This window comes from Desulfobacula sp. (genome assembly GCF_030611305.1).
In the GTDB taxonomy this organism is placed as follows: Bacteria; Desulfobacterota; Desulfobacteria; order Desulfobacterales; family Desulfobacteraceae; genus Desulfobacula.
Map to the genome: position 1 here is coordinate 1 of NZ_JAUWQB010000088.1, position 14,449 is coordinate 14,449.

Consider the following 14,449-nt stretch of genomic DNA (forward strand, 5'->3'; position numbering starts at 1 on the left):
TGGAAGAATATGATTACAAGAAGAAGAGAAGAATATGAAGAAAATTGATTTAATATTTTTTTTAAGGGAAGAAAAAGAAAGGAAGAATACGCACTTTCAATCCGGGAAGATTATTTCATTTTCAGGTCAAGGCTGACAAAAGCAAAGTTGGATCTGGACTAATGTGCATTAAAAAGGGGCTGTTTCCGCAAGTAGATGGGAAACAGCCCCTTTTTCTTAGAACAAGGAGGGTGTAAATTATAGTCTTTCAAATATGGCTGCAGCGCCCATGCCGCCGCCAATGCACATGGAAACAATACCGTATTTCCCCTTCACTTCTTTGAGGTTGGCAAGACAGGTGGCTGTCAGCTTTGCGCCGGTACATCCCAGGGGATGGCCCAGTGCAATGGCGCCGCCGTGAATATTGATTCTGTCCATATATTTTTCAAGCTTAAGCTCCCTGATGCAGTAAAGGGCCTGGGAAGCAAACGCTTCATTGATCTCATAAATATCAATATCATCAATTGAAAGCCCTGCCTGCTTAAGAACCTTTGGAATGGCATAAAGTGGGCCTACGCCCATTTCATCGGACTTGCAGCCTATGGTTGAATAGGAAACAAGTTTTGCAATGGGTTCAAGCCCCAGTTCATCACATTTTTCTTTTGATGCAATAATGGTTGCAGCGGCACCGTCTGTTGTCTGTGAAGAGTTCCCTGCTGTAACACTGCCGGCAGCAGAAAAAACAGTTCTGAGTTTTCCAAGCCCTTCAGGTGTTGATTCCCTGATACCGTCATCGTGTTCAACAATGAACTGTTCTTTTTTGTAGGTGTCGTCCGCCTGTTTAACAAATTTAAAGGCAGGTGTGGGAACGATTTCCGTATACAGGCCGTTATCTCTTGCTTTTGCCGCTTTTGCCTGGGAATTTGCCGCAAATTTATCCTGGTCTTCCCGGGATACATTGTATCGGGAGGCTACATTTTCCGCAGTAACACCCATGGAAATATACATTTCCGGGTTGGTTTTGGAAAATTCGGGATGAGGGCGGGGAAGGTTTCCTCCCATGGGAACAAATGTCATGGATTCAACACCGGCACCCATGGTCACGTCTGCCCAGCCCATCTGGACCCTTGCAGATGCAAGTGCAATGGCTTCAAGGCCGGAGGCACAGAACCTATTAACGGTTGCACCGGATACCTTGTCGGGAAATCCAGCCATTTTGGCCGCGATTCTGCCAATGTTGAGACCCTGTTCCGCTTCAGGGAAGGAACAGCCGATCATCACATCGTCAAAATGTTCAAATTCAAGATTTTGGGTTCTTTCAACAGCAGACTTCATGATAAAGGTAATCAGTTCTTCAGGCCTTGTCTGGTTGAACAGGCCTCTTTTTTGTTTGCAGCCAGGGGTTCTGACCGATTGTACAATATATGCGTCTTTCATGACTTAAGTCCTCCTTTAGTTTCTGAGTGGTCTGCCTGTTGTAAGCATGTGATCAATTCTGGCAATGGTTTTTTCTTCTTTGCAAAAGTCAACAAATGCATCTCTTTCAAGTTTCAGGATGGTGTCTTCATCAACTATGCTTCCCACCTTTACATCACCACCACTCATCACATATGCAATTCGTTTGGCAAGGAATGCATCATAATCACTCATGAATTTACCATTGAGCATGTTGAAGATTTCTGCATTCACCATACCCTGGCCCGCATCTCCCATAACAATAAGGCCTTGTTTGGCAGGCGGTACATATCCGTCATCAACCATTTTAAGGACTTCTTTTTTGGCTTCGCCAATGAGGTTGTCACGGTTGAATACAATTCTGTCAGCCTGACCAAGAAAACCATTACCCCTTGCCTGGGCTGCAGACATGGAAACGGCAGCCATTCCTACTTTCATAAAGGCGGGCACAAATAGTTTTGCCAGATCAATATCCTTTGCTGTTTTGGCCGGCATGGCATTGATATATTTTTTCCACAGGTTCATGGTTCCGCCGCCTGCCGGAAGAAGGCCGACGCCGATTTCCACAAGTCCCATATAAAGTTCGGCATGGGCAACGATTCTGTCAGCCCCCAGACAGGTTTCGCATCCACCGCCAAGCACCATGCCGTAAGGAGCAGCAACGACAGGGAAGGCAGCATATTTAGTCCTTTGAATACCATCCTGGGCTTTTTTCAGGAATGCGTCGATTTCAGCATATTTTTTGTCATGACAGAGTTTTGAAATAAAGCCAAGATCAGCCCCTGCTGAGAATGCGCCCGGCATACCACCGGCTTCATTCCCGATGACAAGTCCTGCCCCGTTTTTATCCACATAGTCAAGGGCAGCGCCTATGGAATCAACAATCTCTTCATTGATAGCGTTCATTTTTGTATGGAATTCAATACAGAAGACATCATCTCCGATGTCCACGAGGCTGGCGGAGTTGTTTTCCATAACAGTCTTGTTATTGCCTTTTGCAGCTGCAATGGAGACCATGTTTTTGCTGACAAGCATTTCTTTGTAGGAAGCAGATGCAAAATCATAGAAATATTTGATGCCGTTTTCGAGTTTATAAAAGCAGGTGTTTCCTTTTTTCAGCATCTCTTTTATATTGGCAGGAATATCAAGGCCTTGTTTTTCCATCCGTTCAACAGCCTCTTTAACGCCATAGGCATCCCAGAGTCCAAACGGACCCATTTCAAAGTTGTATCCCCACTTCATTGAGTTATCGATTTCAATGACGGTGTCTGAAATTTCAGGAATCCTGTTGGCAGCATACAAAAAACTGTTTGCAGCCATTTTCCAGGCAAATTTAGCACCTTTGTCATCCCCTTTGAGAACGCAGTCTATTTTTTCTTTTAAAGTGGTTTTTTTCTTTGCTTCATCAATACTGGGGAAACTGGGCCTTACCAGGTCTTCATATTCCATGGTTAAGGGATTCAGGACTTTTCTTAGCTTTTTCCATTCCGGGGTCAGCTCGGTTTTGTAAAAACCAGCCTGGGTCTTGTTACCTAAAAGATTTTTCTCAGCCATTTTTTCAATAAACCCAGGCAAGAGCAAAGCTTCTCTCTGCTCATCATCCGGGCAGAGTTCATAGGAGTTTTTACAGACATGTATGACGGTATCAAGGCCAACCAGATCCACTGTTTTGAAGATGGCTGTTCTCGGACGGCCAAGGGCAGGACCGAATATGGCATCCACTTCAGGGATGGTCATCTGATCTTCCACCATGGCTTTCATTATGGCGCCAATACCCTGGATGCCGATCCTGTTGCCGACAAAGTTGGGCGTATCTTTTGCCCAGACAATTCCTTTGCCCAGGTTTTTCTCACCAAATGCCGCAACAAATTCAAGAATTTCAGGAAGGGTGTCTGCACCCGGGATCAGCTCAAGAAGGTGCATATAGCGGACAGGATTGAAAAAATGGGTTCCCATAAAATGTTCTTTGAATTCTTTGGAAAAACCTTTGCAAATATCTTTCAGAGGAATGCCGGACGTATTTGTGGTGACAATGGAACCTGGTTGTCTTAACTTTTCGACTTTTGTGAAAAGATCTCTTTTGATGCCAAGGTTTTCAACAACGACTTCAATGATCCAGTCACAGTCAGCGAGTGTATCAATATCATCATCAAGGTTTCCGATGGAAATAAGACCGGCATCTTTTTTGTTGAAAAACAGGGATGGACTTGAAGCGAGTGCTGCATCAAGTCCTGCTTTTACAATCCGGTTGCGGGCAGCCGGATCATTTTTTTCTTCATCTTTTAAATCAAATGGAACAATATCCAATAGCTGCACCTTTACACCGGCGCCGGCAAGAAGGGCAGCAATACCGCCTCCCATAATACCGGACCCGATAATTGCGGCCTTTCTGACTTTTCTTATCATGATTTTCTCCTAGTTCAAGGGTTGTTACCAATAATTATGAATGAGTATTCATTTTTGATTAACAGATAATCATCAAAAATGTCAAGAAAAATTATTTGGAAAAACAGATTGGTTTATCAGAAAAATTTTCATTCAATTTCAAACTGTTAGACATATCGGCTTTTCAAAGTTGAACGCTTCGATATATCATTTAATAAAAATAAAATAATATGAATAGCCATTCATGAATAAATCCCCATGTTCCTTGTAATAAATTGACGGGCCTGATAATGTGAGGTTGTAATTTTTAAGGATATTTGTTGATCGGAGACATTTGATGGCGCTAAAAGGTCCCAAGATTAAATCTTCTGATGCCCTGAACATCGACTCAGTTATCAGTTTTATTTTATCCCTTCAAAGGGAATCCGGAGACATCCCCTGGCATACGGATGGAAAAACAGATCCCTGGGATCTTGTAGAAACAATTATGGGATTGAATATTGGGAAAAGTTTTGATGCATCATATCGCGCATTTGAATGGCTGAAAAATATCCAGAATTCCGATGGTTCCTGGTATTCTTCCTATGTTAATGGAAACCCCGGGGACCGAACCTGTGAAACCCACATGGCTGCCTATATCTCAGTAGGACTTTTTCATACCTGGTTAATGAATAAAGATACTCTGCTTCTTAAAAAGATGTGGCTGACAATGGAAAAAGGAGTCGATTATGCCATCAGCCTGCAGACAAAAGGCGGTGAGATATCTTGGGCCAAAAGCCCCGACGGCAAGATTGATCCCATGTCTCTTCTGGCAGGCTCAAGTTCTATCTTCATGAGTTTAAAATGCGCCCTGGCTATTGCGAGCATTCTTGGAAAGCGGAAAATATCATGGGAGAGGTCTTTTGATAAATTAGGAAGATCCATCCGGGAAAATATTCATAAATATAATGTCAGCAAATCCAGGTTTTCCATGTACTGGTTTTACCCCATATTAAGCGGGGCGCTTACAGGAGAAAGAGCAGAGCACAGAATTGAAAAATACTGGAATAAATATGTCATAGAAGGACAGGGGGCAAGGTGTGTGTCTGATCAGCCCTGGGTGACCATTGCTGAAACATCGGAGCTCGTGCTTGCCCTGTATGGTATGGGACATATGGAAATGGCCGCAATTGTATTCTCCTGGATCCAGGACAGAATGTATGATGATAAAACATTCTGGTGTGGGTACACCTATCCTGATATGGTGATATGGCCGGAAGAAAAAATTTCCTGGACCAATGCGGTGGTTCTTATGGCAGCAGATGCAGTATACACGTTAACGCCTGCATCCGGCCTTTTTCGCCACAGTTCATGGGATGGATTTGTTTATACGGACCTTGTCAATTGATAAAAGATTATCGCCCCTATTATATTAAAAAAGCCTGGTACAGACTCCAGCATCTCTATATTCGCCATAAGCTTTCTCCCCAGTTGAAATCCCTTGGAAAATATCCGTTCATTGTAAAACCCTGGCACATTGAAATATTTGGCGGACCCGTCAGCATCGGGGACAATATTACTCTTTTGGGATGCTCTGATAAAAAGACCCGGTTGACGGTCTGGTCGGAGAAAAAAGATATCAGCGGAATTACGATCGGTGATCATGTCCTGATCTCCCCCGGCGTCAGGATCAGCGCTGCCAACAGCATATCCATTGCAGATTCCTGCATGCTGGCAAGCCATGTCTATATTACCGATTCAGACTGGCATGGTATTTATGACCGGTCCATGCCGGCTAAAGAAGTCAGCTGCGTGATTCTTGAAGAAAATGTATGGGTTGGGGACTCTGCGATTGTCTGTAAAGGGGTGACTATTGGAAAAAACAGTATTATCGGTGCAGGGTCTGTGGTTACTTCAGATATACCGCCTAATGTGATTGCAGCGGGGAATCCTGTTAAAATCATTAAACAACTTGACCCGTCTAAACCCGTCATCACACGGAAAGACAGGTTTTCAGATGCTGCTAAAATGACACATCTCTTTGAATCGACAGAGAAAGAATATCTTCAAGGTAACACGCTTTTCGGATGGCTCAGGTCACTCTTTTAATTCAAATTAAAACCACAACAGAAAGCGAAATAAAAGAGAGCAGAGTTGACAGCATGATCACAGCAGAAGCAAGCTGGGTGTCACTGTTCAACTGGGCTGAAAGAACATAGATGGCTGTGGATGTCGGGAGGGTGAAAAAAATCATACCGACTTTGAAAGGAATTCCCGTAACAGAAAATGCTTTTAAAAGGAAAAATCCAATCGTCGGCAGCACCAGTAATTTTAAAATCGTCGCAATAAAAGAGACTTTTGTGTTGTGTTTGAGCCCTGCCAGATTTAGTGAACCGCCAATGGAGATCAGAGCCAAAGGCATGGTGACAGAGGTCATGAGGCTGAAAGTGTTATCAATAAAAATCGGAAAAGAAGCTTGTGATCTGGAAAAGAAGATTCCCGCAGCACACCCAAGGATCAAAGGATTGGAAATCAATGCCTTTAAAAGATACTTCAGGTTTTGTCCCAGGCTTCCCTTTTTCCCGGAATGCCAGATCAACGTGGAAACTGCCAGTACATTAATAAGGGGGATGGCAAATCCGATGAGGATGCCAAAGTATCGGATACCTGATTCTCCAAGGGTATTCATGACAATGGCCATGCCAATATAAGTGTTAAACCGGTAACATGCCTGGGAAAAGGAACCCGCCTGAAAACTTGTGATATGAAACAACCGGATGGCGAAAAGACTTAAGAGATAGACAATGAGAACTGCCATAATGGAAGCCGCGCATAAATTAATACTGACTCCCTTGTCCGGGGCCGAGCTTCCGATTTTCCAGAACAGCATGACAGGAAAAAAAATAAAGTATACCAGTTTGTCTGAGGTTTTCAGAAATGTCTCATTGGTAATGCCAAGGTGTTTGAGAAGACTGCCAAGAAAAAGCAGTGTAAATATTGGGAATATGGCATTCAGGACAGTCATTGCCGTAAAATATGGAAATTCTGCAAATTTTGCAAATGAATAATTTATGGTTATTATTAAATCAATAATGCAGTGAGCGCCAATGTGTTGCCCTGAACCTATTTTTAGGAGGCCGTGATGAATGAACAGACCTTGAACTTGCCCATCACCGGGATGAGTTGCACCAATTGTGCCGCAAATATTACCAGGACCGTCAGCAAACTGGATGGCGTGACAAATGCCAATGTGAATTTTGCATCGGAAAGATTGCTTGTCGACTATATGCCTTCAATTGTCTCCCTTGACACAATTGTTTCGGAGATCAGAAAAATCGGATTTGATTTGATCGTTGCCGATGAGGGGCAGGATGAAAAAGATGTGGAAGAGATTGCAAGACATGCGGAAATCCGTGACCAGATGCAAAAATTCATTGTGGGTGTTGTTTTTGCCCTGCCATTGTTCATCATAAGCATGTCAAGGGATTTTGGCCTGATCGGTTCCTGGAGTCATGCACCCTGGGTTAATTGGTTTTTTCTCTTTCTTGCGACACCGGTCCAGTTTTATACGGGTATGGATTACTATATAGGAGCCTATAAAAATTTAAGAAACAAAAGCACCAATATGGATGTATTAATTGCTCTGGGGTCTTCTGTGGCCTATTTTTATTCACTTGCCATTCTTGTGTTGCCCGGGCTTGACGGACATGTTTATTTTGAGACGTCTGCCGTGATTATTACGCTGATTAAATTCGGTAAGCTCCTTGAAGCCAGGACCAAAGGAAAAACAGGCGGCGCCATAAAAAAATTGATTGGGCTTCAGCCAAAAACGGCCGTAGTTATGGAGAATGGTGTAGAAAGAGAAATTCCCATATCCATGGTTAAACTGGATGATATCGTCGTGATCAGACCCGGAGAACGGTTTCCAGTTGACGGGGTCATTATCCAAGGCAGATCAGCCGTTGACGAATCCATGCTCAGTGGAGAACCCATTCCGGTTGATAAGGTAAAAGATGATATGGTTACCGGAGGCACCGTTAATGGCGAAGGTCTTTTAAAGTTTAAAGCCACCCGTGTGGGCAAAGATACGGCTTTGTCCCAGATTATAAGGCTTGTCCAGGAAGCCCAGGGCAGCAAGGCACCGATTCAGGCTCTTGCAGATAGAGTGGCAACCGTATTTGTTCCGGCTGTCATCGGTATTGCTGTGATCACTTTTGGTATCTGGTGGGGAATAACCGGGGAGTTTGTTCCATCAATGATCAGGATGGTAGCTGTCCTTGTGATTGCATGTCCGTGTGCCTTAGGACTTGCAACTCCAACAGCCATTATGGCGGGTACGGGTAAAGGGGCTGAAAACGGGATTTTATTTAAAAGAAGCGAGGCCCTTGAAAATGCAGCCAAACTTGAGATCATTGTGATGGATAAAACCGGTACGATAACCATGGGTAAACCTACTGTGGTCGACTGGATTCCAGCCGAGACTTCTCGCTTATCTTCCAACGAACTTCTGACCCTTGCCGCATCCATTGAAAAAGGGTCTGAGCATCCCATTGGAAAAGCTATTGTTACCTTTGCACAGGAAAAAGGTCTGGTATTGAATGATCCGATAAATTTCAAAGCCCATAGCGGTTTTGGAGTAGCAGCGCAGTTGGGTGACTCGGTTTTCAGGTTTGGAAAGCCGAGATGGTTTGAACAGGAGTCAGGCATGCCGGATGCCATCCGGGAGTTGATTCATAAATTGCAGGATAAGGGCAGGACCGTCATGGTGCTGGCAAAGGACAAGGATGTGCAGGGGATTATATCCGTCTCTGATGTGTTGAAACCCGAGTCAAAACAGGCCATCAAAGAGCTTCACACCGAAGGCCTTAAAGTGGTCATGCTCACCGGAGATAATTTACAGACAGCCAAAGCCATTGCAGGTGAAGTTGATGTGGATGATGTTGAAGCAGAAGTCAGACCCGAAGAAAAATCCGGAAAGGTGAAAGCATTTCAGCAAAATAATGTCTTGGTCGGGATGGTGGGAGACGGAATCAATGATGCCCCGGCGCTTGCACAGGCCGATATCGGTTTTGCCATTGGCACCGGAACCGATGTGGCCATTGAAACAGGAGACGTGATTCTTTCGAGCGGGAAGTTAACCGGTATTCCAAAGGCCATCAAAATCAGCCGGAAAACCATTGCCACCATAAAACAGAATTTGTTTCTGGCCTTTGTTTATAATATTATTCTGATCCCTGTTGCAGCGGGAATTCTGGCACCTTTTGATATGTTTCCGGAATTTTTAAGACAGCTTCATCCTATCTTAGCTGCCCTGGCCATGGCAGTTAGCAGCATATCGGTGGTGACGAACAGTCTTTGGCTGTATAATGCCGATATCAGGTAGGCTGGATCAGGTTTTTGTTTCGGGCGGGCTGGTTGGTTTAATGATCCGAATGTCCGTAGTGCTGCCCATGTTAATAATAATATTTTTACAGGATAACTGGTCTGAAATATCTGACAGAACCATGTCGTATTTTTTCAGGGTAAGCCTTTTCCTGAATCTTGAAAATGTCGAACTATCCGGGGCAGGTTCTCCCATCGGCAGGCCGATAAATTTTTTAAATGAAAACCGGTCATTAATCAGGCTTTCCACTTCAACATCAGAACTGATTTGAAACCAGTTCCTGAGCAACATACATTTGAACAGCATTAAAGGAGAATATGCTTGCGGCCCTTTTTTATTTTTCCCAATGGGATAGCTTTCCAGCAGGGTGGATTCAATTTGGCCCCACTCTATGCTTTGATCAAGATTTTTTAAATGTTCAAGCGTGTTGTTTCTTGCTTTTTTCTGGGACAGTTCCAGGTCTGAAAATGAAAGGGCCTGTTTATCGGATTTAAAACTCATGTGCCACCTCACTTGGATTGACGATGCCTATTCATTACATGAATTGAAAAAATGTTCAATCATTTCTTGGGCTGGTGCCGCTGAAAAATCCAGTTTTTTATAACATGGGTTAGACGGGTTTGGATTCCTCCTGTTTTTTTTCCAGAACAATATGCTTTTCCCCGCTTTCAGGTGTTATCCCGGTATAGGTCTGGGCAATATTGGCGGAATACAATAAAATCTGTTTCATAAGATCCATGAGCTCCAGGTGGATTTCAGTGGTTGCAACGGATTCCTCATTTTTTAAAACAATCCGTTTTAGATGCCTTGCCCGGTATTTTGATTCCAGATCCAGATATTTCCTTTCTTTTTTCATGATATGAAATGCAAGTTCAGGGTTTGTCTCTTTAAAGGCAGCCTCAAGTAATCTGATTTGTTTTGACACCTTGCCATGGTAGATGAGCAATTCTTCTTTTCCTGCAAAGGAAAAATCAAATTTGAGCCTCTTCTTTTTGGTAATCAGGGGCACCATGTTTCTATGGATAATATCCCCCATGCTTTCCATATCCTTTACAATGGAAACCATTCCAAAGACTTCCCCTGTCTGCTCCTTGGTGATATTCCCCTGGGCAATGCGGGTGAGATAGCCACTTATTTTCTCTTCCAGAAAATCTATTTTTTTCTCACGCATATCAAGACCCTGGAGCAGGGTAAGGTCTGGATAGACGGCATCCCTTTTTGGAATCTCTTTGAGCAGAAGCCGTACGTCCTCATCAGCACCTGCCTGGCGCAATACATGTTTTTCCTCGGAAAGAAAGGGGATGATGATCGCATTGAGCATCCGGTCCAAAATCTTTGCTATACGAGCTATTTCAGCCCGGGCCAGATCAATGGCAAGGGAGGGGGTCTCCAGCATGGCCTCTTCAATATACCATGTGGCAAGTTCCTGGGATTTGGGTTTTGCTTTTTTAGGATAGATAAAATAAATGATTTTAGAAAAAAGAGTGATAAAGGGTAGAAAAAATAGTCCCAGGCTTACATTGAACAGGGTATGGGCGTTGGCCAGCTGCCGTGCGGTACCGGAATTAAATTTGTCAGCCAGAGCCCGGATGAGATCGGCAAATTGGGGAATCCAAAAAATAAACAGGATAACCCCGGCAAGCTTAAACATGATGTGGGCAATGGCCACTCGTTTGGCCTCCCTGGACGCCCCAATTCCTGCAAGGGCTGCGGTAACACATGTGCCGATGTTGGCGCCGAAAATAACAGGGATGCCGCCTTCAAGAGTAATAAGACCCTGCTGAGCCAGGACTATGAGCACACCGGTTGTGGCACTGCTGCTCTGGACAATGGCGGTAAAGGCTGCACCAACGAGAATCCCCATGAGAGGAGTTTCCAGGTTCTTCATAAGATCAATGAACGCGGGATAAGTACGAAGGGGTTTCATAACATCGCTCATCAATTTCATTCCAAAAAACAGAATGCCAAATCCCAGAATAATATCCCCCACAGCCTTTATTTTTTCTGTTTTGCCCAGCATTTTTATAAGAAACCCAATTGCCACCATGAGCAGGGCATAATCTGTGAGCTTGAATGCAACCATCTGGGCGGTAATGGTGGTACCAATGTCAGCCCCCAGTATTACTCCCATGGACTGGGTCAGGTTTAAAAGGCCTGCCTGGACAAAGCTGACCAGCATGACTGTTGTGGCGCTGCTTGACTGAATCACCGTGGTGACAAAGGCGCCCACAATAAGGGCAATAAACCGGTTACGTGTGAGGGAGGCAAGGATGGAGCGCATTTTGTTGCCTGCTGTGGTTTTCATGCCGTTGCTCATCTTTTCCATTCCATATAGAAAAAAAGCAAGGCCCCCGGCAAGGCCTATGAAAATATCTGTCCAGGAAAAATCTCCAGGTCCTGCTGCCCCGGCCCCGGCAATGGATACTGGCAGGAACCAGAGCAATGCTATCCCGGCTATCGCCTTTATAACAAGATGTCGAGACAGGAAGCCACCTGAAATCGGTCTGTTTTTATAAATGCCTGATTTGATATTTTTAGGGGTTATTTTCATTGTCTTCCATTTTGTTGATCCAGATTTTTCCTGGGCCGACTATTCCCATCAGCCAAGGTGCCAGAGTTTTGGATACCATTGATATTTTGATGTGGAAAATATATATTTTACTATTTTTATTGAAAACAAAGAATAAAGTCAATAAATGATCAGCAATCCTGCTCGATGATAGAACCCTTTGAAATTAAGGGACAAGGATTTTACACTTCGTAAACTTTTATCTATAATCCATCCAAATTACTGATTTGGTAAATATTCTGTATTTTTATCTGCTATGACTTGAGAAAAGATAGAGAATCATATATTTTCCAGAATCATGAAAAAGTCTTCAAAGAACAGGCTGACCCCGCAACAGGAGTCACTCTTTCCGGGTAGCAGTCTTTTTGATAAAATTGCAAGGGCCGTCTGCCGTGCCGGAATGCTTCCACGAAAAGAGCTTCATGAAGCATGGGAAATGGCAAAAAGAGTACGTCGAAAATATAGAGGCGGCAGGGTTTTAGACCTTGCCTGCGGTCATGGCCTTTTGGCGCATATCATGCTTATTCTTGATGACACTTCACGCACTGCCATGGCCGTGGACAAGAACATTCCTTTAAATGCAAAAAAATTATCCGACGCGTTGATCACATCATGGCCAAGATTGAAAAACAGAATTATTTATAAAGAAGCAATTGTCCAGGAAATATCCATCCTTCCGGATGATATAGTGGTATCTGCCCATGCCTGCGGTTCTTTAACCGATCTGATTATCGATAAGGCAATTGAACAGCATGCCAGGGTAGCGGTTCTGCCTTGCTGTCATAATATAAACGTTTCTTCCACAGCCGGCCTTGAAGGCTGGATGGATAAAACTCTTGCCGTGGATACGGCAAGAGCGATAAGACTTAAGGCAGAAGGATACAAGATTAGGACACAGAAAATTCCTGAAACTATCACACCCAAAAACAGGCTGCTCATGGGAGAATATTTAGAAAGCAAATAATCCTTTAAGTATGGATAGAGCAATCGCCCACATGGTTATTCCCACAAGGGTATCCAGAATTCTCCAGGAGGATTCTTTTGTAAACAGAGGCGCAAGCATCTTTCCGCCGATGCTTAGGGAAAAAAACCAGATAAATGATGCCATGACAGCACCGGCACCAAAAAAAATGTGACCGGGTTGTTTAAACTGACTGGATATGCTGCCCAGCAAAATAACGGTGTCAAGATATACATGAGGATTGAGCAATGTTACGGCAAGGGTTGTGAGAATGGCTGTTTTTAAAGATGATTCAGCCTTTTGGTTCGCAGAAAGGCTTCCTCCCCTGATGGCAGACCTGAATGATCTGATTCCGTAAATAAAGAGAAAAACAGCCCCGCCAATGCCTGCGATTAATGAAAAGTTTTTGCTCGAAGCGATAAGGGTTCCCATGCCGGTTACTCCCAGAATGATGAGCAGGGCATCACAAATGGCACAGATCAAAGGGATAATAATATAATGATTTTTTCTCACTCCATGGCTTAAAACAAATGCATTCTGGGCGCCAATGGCGATGATCAGCCCGCTTCCGGCTCCAAATCCTTTTAAGAAGGTTAACAGCATGTTTCTCCTTTGTTTTTTTAAAGTAACAAGACAACAGGGGTAAAATATGCCAACCGGTATATAAAGTAAAATCAATTATTTTTTCTCTCTGCAAGAGGCTCTATTATTAATATTTTTATGGTTTTTAATAAAAGCCATCAGCACTTATCAAAGACGAAACTTATTTTGTTTTCTTGTAGATCGTTTAATTGTGTTTATATTCACAAAGATAACCGAATCAAAGGAGAGCATGATGCCGTCATCTTTGGAGCTTGAAATATTTTCAGACTATGTTTGACCCTGGTGCTATTTCATTACCGGGAGTATTGAAAAACTTGAAAAAGAGTATGATATTCACATCAAATGGCGGGCGTTCCCCCTTCATCCGGATACACCTGAACAGGGCCGGACCCTGGAAGAGTTATTTAAACACAAAGGGATACCGGTTGATGTGGATAAAATGATGGCGAACCTGAAAGTCACAGCAGCTAAATTTGGACTTGCCCTGGGGAACAGAAAGATGACCTATAACAGCCGTCTTGCCCAGGAAGTCGGCCTGTGGGCAGAAACAAAAGGCAGGGGGGGGCACGAGTTTCATATGGAAGCATTTAAAGCCTATTTTGTTCAAGGAGTAAATATTGCCCGAAAAGATGTTTTGTTAAACCTGATGGAACGTTCCGGACTTGATCGCAAGGAAGGTAAGAAGGTTATTGAAACACGAGAATTTTCAGATGCCGTGGATTCGGACTGGGAACTTTCAAGAGCAAAAGGTGTCACAGCAGTCCCGACCTTTTTCCTCGGGCTTGACCGGCTTGTGGGCGCGCAGTCCTATGAAATCCTTAAAAGATTGATTGATAAATACACTGACAAAGCATCATAATCAGTCATATGAGCATTTTTCAGCCTCGCCGGACATCCCTTGTCCGGCTCTGAGGTGAAATAGTTGCTCCCTGCCTTTACTATCCAGCAATTCTCGGTGAGGATTTTTTTCATGCGTCAGTATGGTTTTCCATTAAAAGGTAAATATTTTTTTCGTAAACTATTGCCCAAATCTCACGCAAGTTATTGATATTACAGGAGAAAAAATAAGTCTAGGCTTTGTCTTAAAAATGTTGTATATTTTCAGCATGTTACAATATGACAAAGCAAATACCAG

General features: G+C 43.6%; 11 protein-coding genes. 5 read left to right on the top strand and 6 right to left on the bottom strand.

Annotated features, from left to right (window positions below; all coding sequences use genetic code 11):
• Positions 1-237 precede the first annotated feature (237 nt).
• A complete protein-coding gene (locus tag QAI40_RS14245) occupies positions 238-1,416 on the bottom strand; it encodes a thiolase family protein (RefSeq protein ID WP_299983236.1) in 1,179 nt (392 codons plus the stop codon).
• Positions 1,417-1,431: 15 nt separating this feature from the next.
• Positions 1,432-3,840 (bottom strand): 3-hydroxyacyl-CoA dehydrogenase/enoyl-CoA hydratase family protein, encoded by a 2,409-nt coding sequence (locus QAI40_RS14250; RefSeq protein WP_299983234.1) that lies wholly within the window; start codon positions 3,838-3,840, stop codon positions 1,432-1,434.
• Positions 3,841-4,156: 316 nt separating this feature from the next.
• Here QAI40_RS14250 and QAI40_RS14255 point away from each other — a divergent pair, with 316 nt between their 5' ends.
• Entirely contained in the window at positions 4,157-5,206 is a 1,050-nt protein-coding gene (locus tag QAI40_RS14255) for a prenyltransferase/squalene oxidase repeat-containing protein (RefSeq protein ID WP_299983232.1), read from the top strand.
• A complete protein-coding gene (locus QAI40_RS14260) occupies positions 5,203-5,907 on the top strand; it encodes an acyltransferase (protein ID WP_299983230.1) in 705 nt (234 codons plus the stop codon). Before QAI40_RS14255 ends, QAI40_RS14260 begins: the two co-directional genes overlap by 4 nt.
• A gap of 1 nt (position 5,908) precedes the next feature.
• Here the strand turns inward: QAI40_RS14260 and QAI40_RS14265 are convergent, their stop codons facing one another.
• Positions 5,909-6,823, bottom strand: a complete 915-nt coding sequence (locus QAI40_RS14265) for an AEC family transporter (protein ID WP_299983228.1) — start codon at positions 6,821-6,823, stop codon at positions 5,909-5,911.
• A gap of 117 nt (positions 6,824-6,940) precedes the next feature.
• Between QAI40_RS14265 and QAI40_RS14270 the strand changes: the two genes are divergently transcribed.
• Positions 6,941-9,181: a heavy metal translocating P-type ATPase gene (locus tag QAI40_RS14270; RefSeq protein WP_299983226.1), complete on the top strand. Its 2,241-nt coding sequence runs from the start codon at positions 6,941-6,943 to the stop codon at positions 9,179-9,181.
• Between the two features lie 6 nt (positions 9,182-9,187).
• On the opposite strand, the gene QAI40_RS14275 is transcribed toward QAI40_RS14270, so the two are convergent.
• Both QAI40_RS14275 and QAI40_RS14280 read right to left on the bottom strand, forming a co-directional pair.
• Positions 9,188-9,682: a transposase gene (locus QAI40_RS14275; protein WP_299983224.1), complete on the bottom strand. Its 495-nt coding sequence runs from the start codon at positions 9,680-9,682 to the stop codon at positions 9,188-9,190.
• Between the two features lie 109 nt (positions 9,683-9,791).
• Entirely contained in the window at positions 9,792-11,732 is a 1,941-nt protein-coding gene (locus tag QAI40_RS14280) for a Na/Pi cotransporter family protein (RefSeq protein ID WP_299983222.1), read from the bottom strand.
• 316 nt (positions 11,733-12,048) lie between these two features.
• Here QAI40_RS14280 and QAI40_RS14285 point away from each other — a divergent pair, with 316 nt between their 5' ends.
• Positions 12,049-12,714, top strand: coding sequence for a methyltransferase (locus QAI40_RS14285; protein WP_299983220.1), 666 nt, complete (start codon positions 12,049-12,051; stop codon positions 12,712-12,714).
• On the opposite strand, the gene QAI40_RS14290 is transcribed toward QAI40_RS14285, so the two are convergent.
• Entirely contained in the window at positions 12,700-13,314 is a 615-nt protein-coding gene (locus tag QAI40_RS14290) for a LysE/ArgO family amino acid transporter (RefSeq protein WP_299983218.1), read from the bottom strand. The genes QAI40_RS14285 and QAI40_RS14290 overlap by 15 nt on opposite strands.
• Positions 13,315-13,546: 232 nt before the next feature.
• Here QAI40_RS14290 and QAI40_RS14295 point away from each other — a divergent pair, with 232 nt between their 5' ends.
• The gene (locus QAI40_RS14295; protein ID WP_299983216.1) at positions 13,547-14,173 is read left to right on the top strand and encodes a DsbA family oxidoreductase; all 627 of its coding nucleotides are present in this window, start codon (positions 13,547-13,549) and stop codon (positions 14,171-14,173) included.
• The last annotated feature ends 276 nt before the right edge of the window (positions 14,174-14,449 follow it).